Below are 17,153 nucleotides of genomic sequence, written 5' to 3' on the forward strand. Positions count from 1 at the left end.
CAGCATCGAGATGATCACACGCGCAGCATCCCAGCCACCGCGGAGGGCCTGGCACGTAGGCTCCCACCTGCAGCGATGACTTTACGAGCCCCACACGTTTCTGGATGCGGCACTCAGCCGTGCGCGGCCGGCCCCTCGTCGAGGTACGCGGTGAGCTTGACCAGACAGCGCGGCGACAGACGGCACCGCGATCCGCTCGCACCACGCGAGACCAGGGCCCGCACCCCGCCCTCGCGCCACAGCTGCTGCCGCTGATAGGCCGATTTCCGGCTCACCCGCAGCCGCCGCGCGACCTCGGGTGGCTTGATCTTCTGCTCGAACAACTCGGCCGCTCGCATCCGTACGACCTCACGGCGCTGACGCCCCGCGGGCGTCAGCCCGCCCCCATCCGCGTACCTCACACACCACGAAAAACAACGAACACCACAGCCCCATCAGGGACTTCACGCAGGATCACCCTGACGAGCCGAAGTCAGTAACGGCACCGTTACGTCGTCAGGAGGCTTGATGATCCGGAACGGGGGCGGTGCCGCCCAGATCGCGCTGGGCGGCAATTCAGGTGGTGAACGCGTGTTAGCGAGGGTCTCTCGTCTCGAGGGTGTCGCGAGCTGTGTGAACGAGTTGGCGGATTTCGGCTTCTGCGTTTTTCCGAGTCGGTCAGACCGGGGCGTCAGGCAGGCTCCGGTACTTCGGCCATGACCCCGTGCACTGCCCGAGCACAAGGTCTTCGTCCCTCGACTCGTCGTTCGGCTGCGCGATCATCCGGAGCGGCCTGTGGAGGCGAATATTGCGGCCTTCGTGACTCAACTGCCATTCGTGGGGCCAGCATTGAGGTGGATGGTGAGTTGTTGGAGGGTGGTCCATGCGTCGGCGGTGGTGCCGTTGCCGAGGCTGTAGTGCAGGGTCGGGCGCGTCGTGATGCCGAGCTGCTTCGGCCTCGTGGGGATCAGCGCGTGTTGGGCGTGTTGGAGGCCGATGGCCTGTACGTCGCGGGGGCCGAGGGTGAAGGTGACGGGGACGGGTGGGCCTTCGAGATGCGGGGGCAGGGTGAGGTCGGCGCGGGCGGCGCGGAGGGTGGTGAGCATGCTGGTGAGGTCGTGTTTGGTGGTGAGGGCTGAGGCGAGAGACTCGATGGAGTCCAGGGGGACGTCCTGCGGATTCGTGTAACCGAGTGTGAGCGTGGATTCTTCGGCGACGCCGGCTGTGGTGCGGGTGATGCGGTGGGTGGTGATGGCCGGCCGGTCGGGGGAGCCGACCGCGAAGAGGTGAGTGGGGGCGGGTGCGCGGTCGCGGGCCAGGTCGGTCAACTGGCCGGGTGACCAGGGCAGGTTGACGGGTTCGGCGGTGCCCCAGCCTGCGGGTCCTGCCCCGGTGAGGTGTTGCCACGCGGTTTCCAGGGCCTGGCCGAGGATCAGGCCGGGCTTCGCGGGGTGGACGGTGCGGAAGGAGACGATCAGTTGCCGCTCCTGCCCGGCCGTGGCCGTCGACGTGAACGCGTCCGTGAGCGTGGTGTCGGTGGGGGTGAAGGTGCCGTCGCGCCAGACGAGGGGGACGCCCGCGAGGCCGTCGTAGTAGCCGCCTTGCGGGTGTTGGACGACCCAGCGGTTGGGGGTACCGCCGAGGGCGGTGCGCAGGGGGAGGGTGAGGCGGCTGTGGGGTGGGGTGACGAGGTGGAGGGCTCGGCTCGTTGCGGTTGTTTCGCGGAGGATGTCGGAGAGCCAGCTGGTGAGAGGGAGAGTGGGGCGGTCGGCGATGACGACCGCGGTGGAGTCGGTCAGGACGTCCACCGTGGGTACGGCGGCGCCGGGGTCCGGGGTGGCGTCGGGTTTCTCGGCGGGGTCCTCAGTGGTGGTGATGGTGCGGGTGGTGGCTGCTTCGGGGGGCCAGACGGTGCCGCCTAGGAGGGTGGTCAGGCGGCCGCAGATGGAGCCGGCGAGATCTTCGGCTTCGGGTACGGCGGTGGCGGCGCGCGCCTCGGTCCACCAGAACGGCAACTCAGGGACGTTTGTGTGGGGGCCGAGGAGGCGTTCGGCTTCGCCGGGGGTGTGGATGAGCAGAGGGGCTTCGACCGACACGAGGGGGCGGCCGTCGGGGGTGCACAGCTGGAGGACGGCGCCGTTGTCGGTGGCGGCGAGGGTGAGGTGGGGGCCGCCTGCGTACAGGGCGGTGAGCAGGCTCTTGGTGTCGGGCATGTTCGCGGTGAGGGCGATGACGTCCTTGGTCACGGGGACGTCTCCGATACGTGGTGCCGGCCGGTGGCGGCGAGGGCGGTCTGGATGAGCTGGTGGCCCTGGCCGCGGCGGACGAGGGTGCCGCGGCCAGGAGCCTGCGGGGAGGCGTAGAGGCCGGGGAAGAGTTGCCCTTCGGTGCGGTCGCCGGTCATGACCAGGGCGGTGGTGCCCGTTTCGCGCAGAGTGGTCAGCAGTGGGTCGTACAGGGCGCGGGCGGAGCCGGCGACGCGGCGGGTGATGACGAGGTGCAGGCCGATGTCGGGGGCGGAGGAGATGTATGGGAGGAAGGGGGCGAGGGGCTGTTGGCCTGCGGTGGTGAGGATGTCGTAGTCGTCGATGAGGAGGACGATGCGCGGGCCGGTGAAGGACGGCTCGTCGCCGAGGCCGTCGGGGTCGGCGGTTTCCGGGAGGCGTTTGGCGAGCACGTCGGCGATGCCGGTGGCGAGGGCGCCTGCCAGTTGGGCGTTGTGGGCGTAGCCGCCGCGGTAGGGCTCGGGGATGACGCCGCGCAGCCCGCGCCTGGGGTCGAAGACGGCGAAGACCAGTTCGTCCTCGCGGTAGCGGTCGATCAGGTTGTGGGCGATGTGGGTGAGCAGGTTGGTCTTGCCGCATTCGTTGTCGCCCAGGATCAGCAGGTGCTGGTCGGAGGCGAACAGGTCGAGCAGGACAGGAGAGAGGGAGTCCTGATCGACGCCTAGGGGAATCTTGTGCGGTTCGGTGGTGGGGGTGGGCAGCTGCCTGGCGGGCAGTCGGGTCGGCAGGACGCGCACCGGGGCTGCGGGTGCGCCGTGCCAGCTGGCACGCAGGGAGCGTCCGGCTTCCTCCAGGGCGGCGGCGAGGTCGATGGTGGAGGCGAGTTCGTCGATGCGGGGCAGCGCCACCTGGGCGAACAGTTTGGCGTCGGTGAGAGCCCGGCCGGGGGTGTCGGCCGGGAGGGTTTCGGAGAGCTTGCGGTCGAGACAGGAGTCGCCGGGGTCGTTGAGGCGTAGTTCGATGCGCTGCCCGAACAGGGACTGGGTGGCGATGCGGACGTCGTTCCAGCGGAGCATGCCCGCGACGACGTGGATGCCGTAGCCACTGCCGCGCTTGAGGAGGTCGGTGACCTGGTCGTCGAGATCGGCGAACTCCTCGCGCAGCGCGCCGAAGCCATCGATGATCAACACCACGTCTGTGGCACCCAGTTCCGGCAGTTTCCCGGCCGCCCGCAGGGTGCGCAGCTGGTCGACGGAGTCGATGCCCCGTTCGCGGAAGAGAGTCTCGCGGGCGGTGAGCATGGTGCTGATCTCGGCGACGGTACGGGCCGCGCGCTCGCGGTCGGCACGTGAGGCGATGCCTCCGACATGCGGGAGGCCGGCGAGCGCGGCGAGCCCTCCGCCGACCAGGTCGAGGCCGTAGACGGCTATTTGGTGCGGGGTGTGGGTCAGGGCGAGGGAGAGGGTGAGGGTGCGCAGCAGGGTGGTCTTGCCGCTCTGGGGTCCGCCGATGATCGCGGTGTGACCGCCGGCGGTGTTGAGGTCGTGGATCCAGGGGCCCTGCCATTGGCGGGCCGGGTCGTCCAGTACGCCGAGCGGCACCTGCAACGGGCCGTGGCGGCCGGCCAGTTGGAGTCCGTCCTGCGTTGCCTGGAGGGGGCCGGCGGCTGTGGCGAGCGCGAGCGCATCTGGGAGCGGGGAGAGCCAGATCCGGCGCACCGGCGCCGCGCTGCCGGTGAGCTGGCCGACCATGGCGGACATGACGGTGGGGCCCGTCTCGCGCTCGCGCATGGCGGGCGCCGTCTCGCCGGAGGTGGTGGCGGGGTCGGGCTGGGTGAGGGTGTTGTAGGTGGGATAGAGCCAGGCCATCGGCGACTTCTCGGTGGGATCCGCGAGCGTGCGGCCCTCGTAGCGGCCGGAGACGTAGCCGGCTTTGAAGCGTTCGTAGGTGGACGTATCGACCTTGAGGTAGCCGAAGCCTGGCAGCGGCGGCAGGTGGAAGGCGTCCGTGGTGTCCAGGACCGTACGGGATTCGTCGGCGGAGAAGGTGCGCAGCCCCAGCCGGTAGGAGAGGTAGGTGTCCAGTCCCTTGAGTTTGCCGCCCTCGATGCGCTGGCTGGACAGCAGCAGGTGCACGCCGATCGATCGGCCGATGCGGCCGATCGACAGGAACAGGTCGATGAAGTCCGGTTTCGCAGTGAGGAGTTCACCGAACTCGTCGATCACGACGAACAGGTGGGGGAGCGGTTCGAGGTCGTGCCGCCCGGTGGCGCGCAGCGCCGTGTAGTGCCCGATGTCGGCGATGTTCCCGGCGTCCTTGAGGACCTGCTGGCGACGTTTGATCTCGCCGGCGAGGCTGGTGTGAACGCGTTCGACGAGGTCGGCCTGGTTCTCCAGATTGGTGATCATCCCGGCGACGTGCGGGAGGGAGGCGAAGGGGGCGAAGGTGGCGCCGCCCTTGTAGTCGACCAGGACCATGGCCAGGTCTTCGGGCGGGTGGGTGGCCGTCAGGGAGAGGACTAGGGTGCGCAGTAGTTCGCTCTTGCCCGAGCCGGTGGCGCCCACGCACAGTCCGTGCGGGCCCATGCCCAGCTCGGAGGACTCCTTGAGGTCCAACAAGACCGGTTCGCGGCGGTCGTTGACGCCGATCGGCACGCGCAGGAAGTCCCGCTCGCCACGCGGCTTCCACAACGTCTCCAGGTCGAGGGCGGTGGCGTCGTCGATGCCGAGCAGGGCGGGGAAGTCCACCGGCCCGGTCACGGGGGCGCCTTCGGCAGCCGATTCGGCCGAGAGGCGCAGCGGTGCCAGGGTGCGAGCCAGGCCCTCCGCGCCCGCCCGGCTGAGTGCGTCCACGGTGCCGTGCGTGCGGGTGACCTGCGTGGGGCGCAGGTCCTCGACGCAGATCTGGTCGCCGTCGACGGTGACGCGAAGGGCGATGTGGTCGGGTTCGTGGACCTGCTCGGCCAGCAGGTGCAGGACGGTGACGCCCATCGCGTTCAGGTCGACGGCCGTGTCGGGGCGGGGCAGTTCAGCGGCTGTCCGGCCGTGTGTGTCGCTGATGACGAGCAGCCGGTCGGTCAGCTTGAGGGCGTTCTTGTCGGACAGGCCGCGGCGGACTTCGGCGGCGTAGGAGGCGCGCCGTTTGAGGTCCGGGGCGATGGCATGGGCCAGTTGAGCAAGTGTGGGGGCGATACGGCGGGCCGGGACGGGCCCGTCGTGGGTGTGGGTGTCAAGGAGGTGGGGGAGCCATTTGGCCCACTCCCAGTCCTCGATTCGCTTGGTGGGTGCGGCGAGTGCCAGGGCGACGTCGTCCGGGGCGTGGGTGACGGTGCTGTGGACGAGCAAGACCCGGGCCACGCGCAGTACGTCCGCCCGCTCGCCGATGACGCTGATGTTCCCGGCCCGGTCGAGCGGCACGGTGAGGGGGTGATCTGGGGTGAGGGCGTATCGGGCGCGCAGCGCGTGGGCCTCGTTCAGCATGAACGGGTCCGGCGGCGTGAGCACCGTGCCCGCGGTGCTCTGCCCGACGGCCACGTTCTGCACCGGCACATCGCCCACGCCGACACGGACACGGAGGAAGTCGGCGTCCGCGCGGCGGCGCTCCCACAGCCGAGCCGGATCCCGCAGCACGTCGTACAGGGCCCCGGGGGCCGGATACAACAGCCGGGCTGCCTGCCTGCATTCCCGCTCGATGACGGCGAGTTGCTCGCGCTGCTCTTCGAGGTACTCCAGGTAGCGCTCGCGCTGCAGGCGCCGCTGCCGCTGCGCCTTGCCCCGCTGGGACAGGAACAGAGCGACCGCGCCGAGCAGGGCGATGACCAGGACGACGGCGCCGAGGCCGGCGAACTGGCTCGAGCGGATCACGGTCATCATCACCACGCTGCCCATCACCCCGGCCATCGGCAGCAGCGCGGTGGCCGCACCGGCCGCCTTGCCCTCGGGGAGATTCGGCGGCGGCTCGATGGTCCGCGCCGCCGCGGGTGACAGAGGGCGGGTGGTGCGGGCGGGGCGGTGGATGAGGTGCTGCGTCACCTGGTCCGCACCGCCTTGTTCATCACCTCGGCCGAAAGGCGGGCAGCGGCCCGGCGAGTGGCCTCGCCCAGCAGATCGGCCCGGATCGGGCCGCCCGTGGCGAGATGGCGGTTGTAGGGCAGGTGCACGACGGTGACCCCTGTTTCACGCAAGTGAGCGGTGGCGGTCTTCAGATTCAGGCTCTGGTCTGGTGCGCTCGCGGTGAGGGCGACGACGGTGGAGGCGAGCGCCGCGTGCGGCAGCCGGCCGAGCCAGTCCAGGACAACCCGGGTCGAGCCCACCCCTTCGGCGGTGAGCGGAGCGACTACGAGGCGGGCGTGCGCGGTGTCCAGCGCGCCGCGCGCCACCTCGCCCGGAAGCGTCTCGCAGTCGGCGACGGTGACGGCGAAGTGGCGGCGCAGGGCGAGGACCAGGGTGCGGTAGGTGCGGATGTCCAGCGGAGCCCCGATCTGACCCCGGCTCGCGGGCAGCAGCCAGCCGCCACCCGCGGTGGGCACCAAATAGCCGGTGATGTCGGTGAGCTGCATCGAGGGGGTGAGGATCCGGGCGACCTCGGCGCAGGTCCATTGCACCGACTCCGCCCCCATGCGGACTGCCAGGGTACCGAGCGCGGCGTCCGCGTCGAGGGCGAGCACCGGATCGTGCCGGTAGTGGGTGAGGGTGCGGGCCAGCAGGGCTGCCGTGGTGGTCTTGCCGACACCCCCGCGAATCGACGTCACCGCGATCACACGGCCGGTGGTCACCGGCTGCTGCAACTCCCGGGCGAGCCGGCTCTCCTCGGCGACGTCCTGGGACGCCGAGGACGCGAGTCGGCGCAGCGACCTGCCGGTACGGCGCACCGCACTATCCCCGTGCTGCCCCTTGCCCAGGGCGAGCGCCAACCGTGGGTCGACCGGCGCGACAGAGTTCGGGACGGCCAGGGGGAGCTGCGTCTGGCGGGACGGGCGCGGGGCAAGCGAGAGGTCGGCAGGGTCTGATGGCTGAGGCGTTGTGGCGGGTGCAGGGTGGGGGGCCTGCTCGGTCCGCCGGGATATCAGGCGGTCGGGACGTGCCTCCTGGCCGTCGGTGTACGAACCTGGGTTCGGGCGCTGCTCGTTCACATCTCGCACCGGCAGGGGCGGTTTCGGATCTGCCGTGCTCTCCGCCGCGGGCGGCGCGTCGCCGCGCAGGTCTCGCAGTACGTCGTTGTGCCATCGGCCCTCAGTCATTGGCGCCGCCCCACTACGCGAACGTGCCGAGCAGCCGCCCGTACACGCCGAACACCCCGAGCAGCAGTGGGAACAGCGCGATCACACCGACCGACTCCACCATGTCACCGACCTTGCGCAGACGCACCCGCACATGCTCCGGCGGCTCCACCGCCAGCACGCCCAACGGCACCAGAGCGAACGCGGCGAGGGCGGTCAACGGACCCGCCGCCGCATCGGAGTGCTCCAGCCACACCCACACCAGCCGCCCCGCGACGACCGCGGACATTGCCCACAGCGCGACCACTTCCACGATCAGCGGATGCGTCCGCGCCCGCAGCGCCAACACCAGCGCCACGCACACGGCGAGAAGCGCCGCCCACACCGACGGCGTACGCAACACCCACACCGCAGCGGAACCGCTGCACACAGCGAGGACGACGGTGGCCAGAGCCAGCCCGCGGTGCGTGGCCGCGAGCGCGGTCGACACCTGATACCGGCTCACCGACACACCGCCCGAGCGACGGTCGTCGAGACCGGACAGTCCCGAGGCCATCAACGCAAGCCGCGGCAACACACCCAGCGCCACCACGGACACCACGGCGACGAGCGCCCCGGCACGTGCCTGTCCGAGATCGGTGGCGCCGCCTGACTGGAAGGCGAGCGCCACTTCCCACACGATGCCGGACCCCGCCAGGGCGGCCGCCCCGACCAGCCCGGCACGGCCCAACGGCGTGAACCAGCCGAGCAACAGCAACACCAACCCCGCCACCGCGCACACCCCGGCCAGCGACAGCGCACCGGACCAGTCCCGGGCATCGGCGAGCGCCCGCACGCCCTGCCCGCCCAGCACCCCACCGGCCACGATCAGTGTGCCCGCCAACCCACGCCGCCCGCCGCGGCCCAGCAGAGCCCCGACGAGCGCCGCGAGCACGGCCATCCCGAGCAGCGAGCCGCCCAGGGACTCGGCGGTGAACTCCTGACGGGCCAACAGGCCGGCGACCAGCGCCCACCCCACCACAGCAGCAGAGGCCATGAAACGCCGCGCACGCGGCTGCCACCGCCAGGCGCGCACATCGAGATCCTCGACGGCGGCGTCGGTCACGTCATGGATCACCGGAGCAGACGGAGCATCGTCCCAGCGCACCAGGCGCAGCACCGCGCCATCAGCGATCCCGGCCGACTCCAGGGTGGCGTCCATCTCCAAGGCACTGCCATCGGCCCTGACCAACTGCCGTGTGTGCGGCTGCGCCTCGACGTGGTCGTCGAGCAGCCGCAGCACTTCAGGCAGCAGCCGACCAATAGGTTCCTGGGACGGCAGGACGAGATCCACCCGCCGCCGCTCACCGACCAGAGTGAGCCGACTCAACGCCGTACGGCTCACGGACCCCGCAGATATCACGCGTTCGAACCTATCATCGAGACGACGACGCGCCGCTGGGCGCTGTCGGAGACGGACTGCTGGTCGACACGGGACCGGAAGTGCCATACGTGCTCTTCCCGATCACTCGGTGCGAAACGAACGACCACCCCACACACCCCGCACACAACACCGCCCCCAGCACAATGCCCCCGACCACCTTCCCGAACCGCTCATCGAGCGTGCGTCGCTGCCGCTGCGCCCCAAAGAGCACCGCGTCCCGCAGCCGGCGGCGGCGCACCGAGACGGACTCAAGAAGCTGGCTGTCGTAATCCTGGGCTGACATCTATCCATTCCGGGGGAGGAGGACGCGGCTTGGCGGCGCTGTGGGGGTCGGATCGGGTCAGGTCTCGAACTCGCCGCCCCAGGAACGCTCCAGCAGGTGCCTGGGCAAGTAGTCGGACTCGACCTAGACCGGGATGCCGCCGTCGTAAGCGAGACACGTTACGGCCAGGAGGCTCAGAGCGAGGAAGCCCTCGACGCTCTCTTCACGCTCCTCTGTCTCGGTCCAGTACTGCTTGTGATGCTCCAGCGCCTCGACGAGGGCCCGGTTGAAACCCTCGTCGTCCTTGCGGAGGAACTGATGGAACAAGTTGATCGGCTGGTGGAGAACCTTCTCCAGCGAGCCCCGATCGCCGATCCGCGCGATATCCGGGTAGGAATTCTGAATCGCGGAGGTCAACTCATCTACGAGGCCGGGGCGCTTCAGCCAATAGGCCTGCAGGGCGCCAACCCAGTGGTAGATGTACTCGTCGCACGCTGCACCCGAGGCGCGCAACAAATCCACCGGAATCTCGCACAACTGAGTAATCCGGACCTGATCACGGCAGACGATCGCGAACCAAAACGCGTTCAGCCAATTCCCCGCGTTGGAGTATGGCTGGGCGCCGGTCGCTGGGATGGAGAGGAGGTCCCGGTTGATGCGGCATGGCACGCTGCCGTCAATACGGGACGACGTGGCGAAGAGGGCGGAGCCCACTTGCATCGCGTTCACGGTTGCTTCCCAGCTTTCCAGCGCGAGGGCCCTCGGGTCGACGGCGCAGTGCGCCTGGGCGGACATCACCGCTTTGTCGAAGGTGATGTCAACCACCGCTCCAGGCGGAGCACCGACCGGGCCGTGCTGTCGGCCAGCCGCTTGGCGTAGACAACATTGTTGGGCCCTGACTCGCCGTGCCGGGGCACGTTCATCGGCACCACATGCTCTCGTCAATCCAAGATCGTGCACGTTCTTCCGCTCGGATCAGGTCTCGTACTCGCCTACCCACGTGCGCTCCAGCAGGTGCTTCGGTAGGTAAGCGGACTCGACTTCGATGGGCACTCCCGCGTCGTAGGCCATGCAGGCAATGGCGAGGGGGGCCAGGGCAACCAGACCCTCGCCGCTCAGGGAGCGTGCCTCGTCGGCGGTCCAGTACTCCTTGTGCCAGGTCAGTGCGTTGATCAGAGCCGTGTTGAACTGCTCGGTCTCCTGGCGCTGGTAGCGGTGGAAGAGCTCGAGTGGCGGATAAAGGATCTTCAGCATCAGCTCATTGCTGGCGATCTGCGCGGTCGCGGGGTCGGTGCCGTTGACCGCGGACACAAGGGTTTCCCACATCTCGGGTCGACGGAACCAGGCATGCTGGAGGGTCTCCACCCATGCGTAGATGTACTCGTCGAACTCCGTGCCGGACGCGCGCAGGAACGAAATGGGCACCTGGGCAAGCCGGTCGAGGCGCTCGTTCTCGCGGCAGATCGCTGCCAGGTAGAAGGAGATGAGCCAGTCTCCGGCATGCAGGTACTCCTGCGGGCCGGTCGCGGGCAGGTTCTTCACCTCGCCCTTGCTGCCAATGCGGCACGGCACCGGTCCTTCCTCTGCGGTGCCGGAGATGAACAGGGCGGAGCCAACCTGCATCGCCGTAACCCACGCTTCCCAGGTCGGGAACTCCTGCGCCTCGGGGTCCGCCAGGCAGTACCACTTCGCGATGGTCAGGGCGTAGTCCAACGCGTCATAGCGGTCAAACTCCGACGTCTCGATCTCCGCGAGCACTTCCTCGGTGCTCTTGATGATCGGCGCCATGGCTTCCGCTGCGTTGTCCGTGCGGAAATCGTGGCGAGCAATGTGCGTGACCACTGGCCCGCCCTTCGTTAGATCTTGAAATTCGCGAACATGGCCCCAGCGTAGGCGCCATCGACCGGGTCGTTGGCCTTGACCAGGACATAGCGCAGTTTCCCTGCCCGTAGAGCATCGCGCAGCTCCTTGGCGATCTCGGCGTCGCGGCCGCCGCGTCTGGTCATCTTGCCGAGGATCGTGCGCATATATGGCAGAGTGCCCTGTTTGACCTTCATTCCCTTGGCGCCGCCGTCATCACCGCGCTCCGGGTGCGCGAGGTCCTCCGGGTCGCTACCCCCGTGACGCCAGTCGAGGTCTCCCGACGGGGCTTTCGCCTCGGCAATGAGGAGTTCCCCATTGCCGAGGTCGTAGGCCTTGTCGAACATGTCGGCGCCGTTGGCAGTCTTGGGAAGGTCGATCTCCACGGCGCCCGGGAACTCATGGGGGATCACATGGAACTCGGTGGCCTTCTCCCCAAGCGCCTCGGGGATCTTGCTGTTGTTCGGCAGGTCACCGAGCTGCGCGGTATACGTCTCCTGCGCCTTGGCCAGGGCCTGTTCGGTAGCGCGATTCGGCGTGTTCTCGAAGGCCTTGGTCGCGTTGGTGAGGTTCCTCGCGACCTCACGATTCTTCGCAGCTGTGTTGAGCTCCGGCAGATTCCCGTCCGGGACCGTGTCCGGACTGAGTGGCTTCGACCCGAACTTGACTTCGGAAGGTCCGTGCGGCACATGGTCTGCGGCGATCCACTTGCCCTGGGCGTCCTTGGCCAGCTGAGGGAGGGTGGCACCGTCCACCAGCCTTCCAACCTCCCTGCGACGTCCGAGGGGGTCGTAGTGCTTCTCCCGCCAGACTGGGTCCTCGTTGGCCTTGCGGATGTGCTCGGCCTGGATCCGCTGTCGTTCGGCGGGCGTCAGCTCGCTACGTCCGTCACCGGCGCCTTCCGCCCTTGGAGGGTGCTGCTCACCATCGGAGCCAGCGGCACCGTTGGGGTGATCGTGAGCGACTGAAAGATCGTTTCCCGAACCTTGTGAGTCTCCGTCAGCCCGACTGGGCGTCTCTCCCGAGCTGTTGGTCGAGTGATGCCCGCCACCGCCTGTCGAGGTGCTCTGGCTGGGGTGTTGTGTGGCCTCCCTGCCCGCAGGCGATGCCGTGGAGTCGTGAGCCGTCGGGGGATGTCCGGCACTTCCGACGGAGTTGCTCCCAGCATGCGCACCGACAAGTTCCGGCTCACCTGCCATCTGGGCAGGCGTCGTCGTGTCCGAGTGAACCGTCGCATGCTGCTCGGCAGGGAGTTCTCTGACCGCGTCGTTGACGTGTTGGTGAATCGTTCCGTCGGTGTTGAGGAGGTGGCCGGTCTCGGTGTCGAGGTAGACGGTCCGACCGAGTTCGTCGGTGCCCGGGATAGCGTCCCGGGGGATGGCCGCGGGGCGCTCCGGCAGGCCGGCGGTGGGCTCGCGGGCGGTGAAGGAGCCGCCGTCTGCGAGGTGCACGGCCGTCGGGGTGCCGTGCATGCTCTTGAGCGCGGTGAAGGCGTCGCCGACCTTGACGACGGTGAAGGAGCCCGCCTTGCCGATGTAGGTCATCGGGTCGACCAAGCGTCCGGCCTTCCCCAGGCCGGCCACGACGCGGGCGCCGGCTCCGCCCCGGGCGGCGGCGCCTCCGCCCGCGCCGGCGGCGGCGGTGAGGGCGTTGAAGCCGAACGTGCCGGCGGCCCGGGCGGGGTTTTCCTTCCAGTCGTCGTAGGCGACGAAGCCCTTGACGAGGCCCTTGAAGGCTTCCTTCTGGCGCTTCTCCGTGGGGCTTTCCTCGGCCGGGCCGAGGGTGTGGTCCAAGACCCAGTCATAGGGGGTCATGAGGTACTGGCTGAGGCCGCCGGCCGCGTCGGCGAGGCCCTTCCAGGCCTGTCCTGCCTGGTCCAGGCCCTTGGCGCCGACCAGGGTGGAGAGCCCGTCGAGGGTGCCGAGGAACCCGTTGATGACGAAACCGTCCCAGACGAGGCTCTTGGTCTGGTGCAGGAGCCATTCCACGCCCTCGTACTCGCGCTCCACCGGCGCGCCCCAGGGTGTCTTCTCCGCATGCTCCCACGCATCCGCGCTGTAGCCGTTGAACGCGGCGTTCTTGAGGATCAGGGCTTTGTCGCCAGTCGGGTTGAGCATGTAGTGGCGGCCGCCGGCCAGAGCGCTGATCTTGTTGGCGCAGTCGTTCTGCGCTGTGGCGAAGTCCTCCAGCGCGGCGGCCAGGTCGCTTCGCAGCCCGGTGTTTTTGCTGACCTTGTCGGCGTCCTTGTGCCAGTCGTCGTCGCCCTCCACGCTCGCCGCGAACGTGACGGCCTGGGCGCGGATGTGTTCGATGCGCTGGACGATCGGGCGGACCGCGGTGGCGTAGTCCTCCAACGCCGTGGCCACGGTGAACAGTTCGCCTTTGAGCGAGTCGGCCTTGGTCGGGATCGTGTGGGTGGAGGAGAAGAGCTTCTCCGCCTCCGGGGCCTGGTAGAACGCGGACAGGCCCTGGAAGGTGGAGTGCACTCCGTGCCCGTGCTCGGCCAGGTTCTTGGCCGCCGTGTGCACGCCGGTGGCGCTCTTTTCGACCTCGTCCAGGTTGCCGGTGAAGTGCGGTATGCCCGCCGGGTCGATCGCCCCGCCGGTCGTCACTGGCCCGCCTGCCTCTTCATCGCCTTGAGGAACGCAGCGACGTCCGGGGCCTTCGCCGCCTCCGCCTGCGCGTTCTCGGCCATCTCGATACTGCCGTCTCGGTACGCCTGTGTCGCCTTCGCGGCACCCTGCGTGGAACTCCAGGTACGGGCCGCCAGGTAGACCAGACTGTCCTCGCGCGCCGAGAGGTACTCGCCCAGCGCCGCCGCAACTGCTCCCTGCCCGGGAACATAGGGCCCGTATCCCTGCGCGAGGCTGCCCGCGGACATGGCCGCCTCCTGCACATGCTCACCGAGCGCCTCACCGGCCTTCGCCAGCCCCTCGGCCTGGCCACCGGTACGGGTCAGCACGCCGTACACCCCGGCCGGGTCGATATCCCACGCCGTCACAGAATTCCCCTAACCCCCGTCAGAATCGGTGCGCTTTCGGTGTGCCCTCAGCCGATGTTGTCGACCGCGGCGCGGGCCTTGACGAGGGTGGCGTGGGCGGTGTGGTCGTTCTTTTCCAGCGTGCCGCGTACCAGTTGGATGATGGCGCGGACCTCGTTCGCCGCTTTGTTCCAGCGGACTTCCTTGCTGTGGTAGTCGTCGGAGACTCCGTCGGCCTGGTAATCGGCCATGGCGGCCTTCACCGCCAGGTCGCGGTCGCCGAGCACCGTCTCCAGCCGGCCGATGATGCCGTGCAGACTGCCCTGTACGTCCGCAGAGGCCCCGGTGTCGTACGAGCGGCGGTCGTGGTTCTGGCCCATGATTCCTCAGTCCCCCTGAATGTCAGCCGTGGAAGCGCGCGGAGTCGAAGTTCGCCGCGGACAGGTTCTGATGGGCGTTGTCGGACTGCTCGTCATCGCCCGTACCGAACGCGGTGTCCATGCCGGACTGGCCCTCCAGAATCGAGGACAGCGAGCCGTTGAGTGCGGCGGTGATCTCGTCCGCGCGCAGCTTGAACGAGTCGAACATCGCCTTGCCCGCGCCGTTGAACTTCCCCTCCAGTGGCTGCGCCGCCAGGATCAGTTGCTGAATCAACGTTCCTAGGTCCGTACTCGAACCGGACGTGCTCCTGGCCAACGACGACAACGTCGTCGACCCCATGTCGAACTTCATCGCGCATCCCCCTCCACGCTCCGCCCACGCGGCACCCAGAACCCGCCCCACCCTTCACAGCGGTCGCAGATACCACGGGTGCCTCATTGTCTGTCGAACATGCTCTCCCATCAGGAGTTGCGCCCGCAACGCGTCAGGGCCGAAGGTGGCTTGATCCACACGGGCGAACCGGGGCATCGGACAGTACTCGGGGTCCACTTCGCCCGGCGCGTGGCGGCGCTTCACCATAAAGAGGCTTGTCGCGGAGGGTGATTTGCAGCAGATCATGGAGAACTTCCGTGATGCGCCTGAGTGTTCATCGAAGGCGCATTACGGTGGAGCGGGAACACGCATGAACAGGGAAGGGGGACGTCGTCATGGCTCGAAAGCGGCTTCCATGCCGTCTGCTGCCCGGCCCCAGCGGGACAAGTTCGCCGCCGAGTCGACGGTGACTCCCGAAAGGGGCGCCGAGACACGGCCCTTGCCTCCGGCGCCGTACCGCTCGTACGGCGCAGCCCCACAGGGCTGGCCCCGCCTCGACGGAACCAGCGACTACTCCACTGTCACCACCAAGACGGTCCTGCACTAGCACGCCACTGCCGACCTGCGCGAGGCATGGAACCGCACCACGGTCCCCGAAATCACGGTCAACCTCGACGCCGCGGCCTTGACCCCCGCCATCCTCGGCGCCGCCGTCCGCCTGCGTATCGCCGACGTCTGGACGGACGGCTTGACCGGCCACCACCGGGACTCGTCCAGTTCGTCGAGCAGGTAGTTGATCCCGTGCAGCACCGGGGAGGCGTGGGGCTTCACTGACACCCGGTCTTCGGGGTGCAGGTGCCGGAACCACAGGCACGTCATGTGCTGGAACAGCGTAGTCGTGGGCGGCGTGACCGCCCACGACTGTGATCGACGATCGGGGCCTTCACCTGCGCGGATAATTTATCGGCACCCGCCGGCATACGGCCTGAGCCGGGTGCCGCTGGAAGCTGCGGAGGCGCTCCGGAGCCCGAGTTGTCAGAAGCCGAGCTCGCTGAGTCCAGGATGATCGTCGGGGCGCCGCCCGAGCGGCCAGTGGTACTTTCGCTCGGATTCCTTGATGGGTACGTCGTTGATGCATGCGTGCCGTACGGCCATCAGGCCGTCCTCGTTGAACTCCCAGTTTTCGTTGCCGAAGGAGCGGTACCAGTTGCCTTCGGCATCGTGCGATTCGTAGGCGAACCTCACCGCAATGCGATTGCCGTCGAATGCCCAGAGCTCCTTGATGAGCCGGTAGTCGAGCTCCCTGGACCACTTCCGGGTCAGGAAAGCGACAATCTCGTCGCGCCCAGTTGCCCACTCGCTGCGGTTTCGCCAGCGTGAGTCCTTGGTGTACGCCAGGGACACCTTCTGCGGGTCTCGGCTATTCCAGCCGTCCTCGGCCAGTCGGACCTTTTCGATCGCGGACTCACGAGTGAATGGCGGGAGGGGAGGGTGTGTTGTCACGGCTACTCCTGGAGACTGGCCGCGGCGTCACGCCGCGACGACCACGACCGGCACCGCCAGGGTGTGGCCGCTGTGTCTTCGACGGTATAACCAGTCTTCGCGGGCTGCTCGTAGCCAAAACACGGCGTGGCGGTGGCCTTCTGCTCAATCGGCAGTCCGATCAGCCAGTCCGCCGTGTTGTGGACGTACGTCATCTTGGTACAGGTCTGCTCGGAGAGCGTCTCGGCCGAGCCGTTCGGTTTGGCCACGGCGGTCTCGACCTGGATGCGCCGGTGGCCGCAGGTGCTGTTTTCGCGGGCCAGGCGCAGGACGAGGGTTCGGATTGGAGCGGACGGTGCGGGGGCGCCTGGGGTGCTTGTTGCAGGAGGCTCTCGCGTGGCGCCGCCGGAGCAGGTCGCGATGCCATCGCAAGATGGTGTCCGGACGGACGAGTAGCCGCAGCTGGCGCAGCACCGCACGGGGCAGCGGGGCCAGGAGTGCGGCGAGGGCGACCCGGTCTGCGGGGCTGAAGTTCACTTTCGACGAGCCGAGTTGGTGCTCGAGAGCAGCGAGCTGGTGGCGTAGGGCGAGGATTTCGGCGACCTTGGCGTGGTCACTCGTGCGCAGCAGGCGCAGGGCGGCGAAGAGGTGAGCAGCGGTCAGGTAGGTGAGACGGAGCAGCACGAGTGACCATCCTGCCGCGCCGTGCGATCGACGCCATGACTGCGGTGACCTGCTCGGACGCAATTATCGGCACACACACCATCAGACGCCTCCGCAGCCAGCCCCGCGTAGCGAAACGCAAGATGTCCAACTACCACCTCAAGCGACCTGAACACCGTGCCTGGCCGCAGCCGTCCCGCACAGGGCCTCAAGCCATCCTCATCACAAGACCTCAACCCGCAAGCCCGTAACGCAACGGCATTGGGTCTAGGCGCCCTGCCCTTGCCGATAACCTCATCCGGGCAGGTCACGCGGCATGTTCATACTCGTTGAGGAGGCCACCGAGTCGGTGGCGTTTGCGTATGTCG

Annotated in this window: 15 protein-coding genes and 1 pseudogene; 1 reads left to right on the forward strand and 15 read right to left on the reverse strand. The window is 68.5% G+C overall.

The annotated features are described in order from the left end of the window. Positions 1 to 116 precede the first annotated feature (116 nt). The 12 genes and pseudogenes from AC07EJ_RS45540 to AC07EJ_RS45595 form a co-directional block, all read right to left on the reverse strand. Positions 117 to 401 (reverse strand): annotated as a pseudogene (locus AC07EJ_RS45540) (helix-turn-helix domain-containing protein); the annotation flags it as partial. A gap of 402 nt (positions 402 to 803) precedes the next feature. Further along, on the reverse strand, positions 804 to 2,225 hold the full coding sequence (locus tag AC07EJ_RS45545; RefSeq protein WP_478886498.1) for a DUF6177 family protein: 1,422 nt from the start codon (positions 2,223 to 2,225) through the stop codon (positions 804 to 806). Continuing rightward, on the reverse strand, positions 2,222 to 6,235 hold the full coding sequence (gene eccCa, locus AC07EJ_RS45550) for a type VII secretion protein EccCa (protein ID WP_478886499.1): 4,014 nt from the start codon (positions 6,233 to 6,235) through the stop codon (positions 2,222 to 2,224). Before eccCa ends, AC07EJ_RS45545 begins: the two co-directional genes overlap by 4 nt. Continuing rightward, entirely contained in the window at positions 6,232 to 7,443 is a 1,212-nt protein-coding gene (locus AC07EJ_RS45555; RefSeq protein ID WP_478886500.1) for a nucleotide-binding protein, read from the reverse strand. Before AC07EJ_RS45555 ends, eccCa begins: the two co-directional genes overlap by 4 nt. Before the next feature lie 13 nt (positions 7,444 to 7,456). Beyond that, complete coding sequence (gene eccD, locus AC07EJ_RS45560) at positions 7,457 to 8,824, reverse strand: type VII secretion integral membrane protein EccD (protein WP_478886501.1); 1,368 nt, start codon at positions 8,822 to 8,824, stop codon at positions 7,457 to 7,459. Between the two features lie 13 nt (positions 8,825 to 8,837). Beyond that, positions 8,838 to 9,128 (reverse strand): hypothetical protein, encoded by a 291-nt coding sequence (locus AC07EJ_RS45565; RefSeq protein WP_389476477.1) that lies wholly within the window; start codon positions 9,126 to 9,128, stop codon positions 8,838 to 8,840. Between the two features lie 123 nt (positions 9,129 to 9,251). Beyond that, positions 9,252 to 9,932 carry an immunity 49 family protein gene (locus tag AC07EJ_RS45570; RefSeq protein WP_478886502.1) on the reverse strand — a complete coding sequence of 227 codons (681 nt, stop codon included), beginning with the start codon at positions 9,930 to 9,932 and terminating at the stop codon, positions 9,252 to 9,254. 150 nt (positions 9,933 to 10,082) lie between these two features. Further along, positions 10,083 to 10,949, reverse strand: a complete 867-nt coding sequence (locus AC07EJ_RS45575; RefSeq protein WP_389476475.1) for an immunity 49 family protein — start codon at positions 10,947 to 10,949, stop codon at positions 10,083 to 10,085. Between the two features lie 14 nt (positions 10,950 to 10,963). Further along, the gene (locus tag AC07EJ_RS45580; protein WP_478886503.1) at positions 10,964 to 13,579 is read right to left on the reverse strand and encodes a hypothetical protein; all 2,616 of its coding nucleotides are present in this window, start codon (positions 13,577 to 13,579) and stop codon (positions 10,964 to 10,966) included. After that, on the reverse strand, positions 13,576 to 13,968 hold the full coding sequence (locus tag AC07EJ_RS45585; protein ID WP_478886504.1) for a DUF6507 family protein: 393 nt from the start codon (positions 13,966 to 13,968) through the stop codon (positions 13,576 to 13,578). The genes AC07EJ_RS45580 and AC07EJ_RS45585 overlap by 4 nt, the downstream gene beginning before the upstream one ends. Positions 13,969 to 14,015: 47 nt before the next feature. Beyond that, the gene (locus AC07EJ_RS45590) at positions 14,016 to 14,327 is read right to left on the reverse strand and encodes a pore-forming ESAT-6 family protein (RefSeq protein ID WP_478886505.1); all 312 of its coding nucleotides are present in this window, start codon (positions 14,325 to 14,327) and stop codon (positions 14,016 to 14,018) included. A gap of 22 nt (positions 14,328 to 14,349) precedes the next feature. Continuing rightward, complete coding sequence (locus tag AC07EJ_RS45595) at positions 14,350 to 14,679, reverse strand: hypothetical protein (RefSeq protein ID WP_389476467.1); 330 nt, start codon at positions 14,677 to 14,679, stop codon at positions 14,350 to 14,352. 376 nt (positions 14,680 to 15,055) lie between these two features. On the opposite strand from AC07EJ_RS45595, the gene AC07EJ_RS45600 reads away from it, so the two are divergent. Beyond that, positions 15,056 to 15,247 (forward strand): hypothetical protein, encoded by a 192-nt coding sequence (locus AC07EJ_RS45600; protein ID WP_478886506.1) that lies wholly within the window; start codon positions 15,056 to 15,058, stop codon positions 15,245 to 15,247. On the opposite strand, the gene AC07EJ_RS45605 is transcribed toward AC07EJ_RS45600, so the two are convergent. The 3 genes from AC07EJ_RS45605 to AC07EJ_RS45615 all read right to left on the reverse strand — a co-directional run bounded on the left by AC07EJ_RS45605 (position 15,244) and on the right by AC07EJ_RS45615 (position 16,391). After that, entirely contained in the window at positions 15,244 to 15,519 is a 276-nt protein-coding gene (locus AC07EJ_RS45605) for a hypothetical protein (protein WP_478886507.1), read from the reverse strand. The two genes, AC07EJ_RS45600 and AC07EJ_RS45605, sit on opposite strands and share 4 nt — an antisense overlap. A gap of 156 nt (positions 15,520 to 15,675) precedes the next feature. After that, positions 15,676 to 16,143, reverse strand: coding sequence for a nuclear transport factor 2 family protein (locus tag AC07EJ_RS45610; protein ID WP_478886508.1), 468 nt, complete (start codon positions 16,141 to 16,143; stop codon positions 15,676 to 15,678). 2 nt (positions 16,144 to 16,145) lie between these two features. Next, positions 16,146 to 16,391, reverse strand: a complete 246-nt coding sequence (locus AC07EJ_RS45615) for a hypothetical protein (protein WP_478886509.1) — start codon at positions 16,389 to 16,391, stop codon at positions 16,146 to 16,148. Positions 16,392 to 17,153 lie beyond the last annotated feature (762 nt).

It is taken from the genome of Streptomyces sp. NPDC045026 (assembly GCF_056432625.1).

What these genes read in the sequence shown, in the direction of transcription:
- AC07EJ_RS45590 (WP_478886505.1), bottom strand. Translation starts at nt 14,327, where the DNA reads ATGGGCCAGAACCACGACCGCCGCTCGTACGACACCGGGGCCTCTGCG.
- AC07EJ_RS45605 (WP_478886507.1), bottom strand. Translation starts at nt 15,519, where the DNA reads ATGACGTGCCTGTGGTTCCGGCACCTGCACCCCGAAGACCGGGTGTCA.
- AC07EJ_RS45595 (WP_389476467.1), bottom strand. Translation starts at nt 14,679, where the DNA reads ATGAAGTTCGACATGGGGTCGACGACGTTGTCGTCGTTGGCCAGGAGC.
- AC07EJ_RS45600 (WP_478886506.1), top strand. Translation starts at nt 15,056, where the DNA reads ATGCCGTCTGCTGCCCGGCCCCAGCGGGACAAGTTCGCCGCCGAGTCG.
- AC07EJ_RS45565 (WP_389476477.1), bottom strand. Translation starts at nt 9,128, where the DNA reads ATGTCAGCCCAGGATTACGACAGCCAGCTTCTTGAGTCCGTCTCGGTG.
- AC07EJ_RS45555 (WP_478886500.1), bottom strand. Translation starts at nt 7,443, where the DNA reads ATGACTGAGGGCCGATGGCACAACGACGTACTGCGAGACCTGCGCGGC.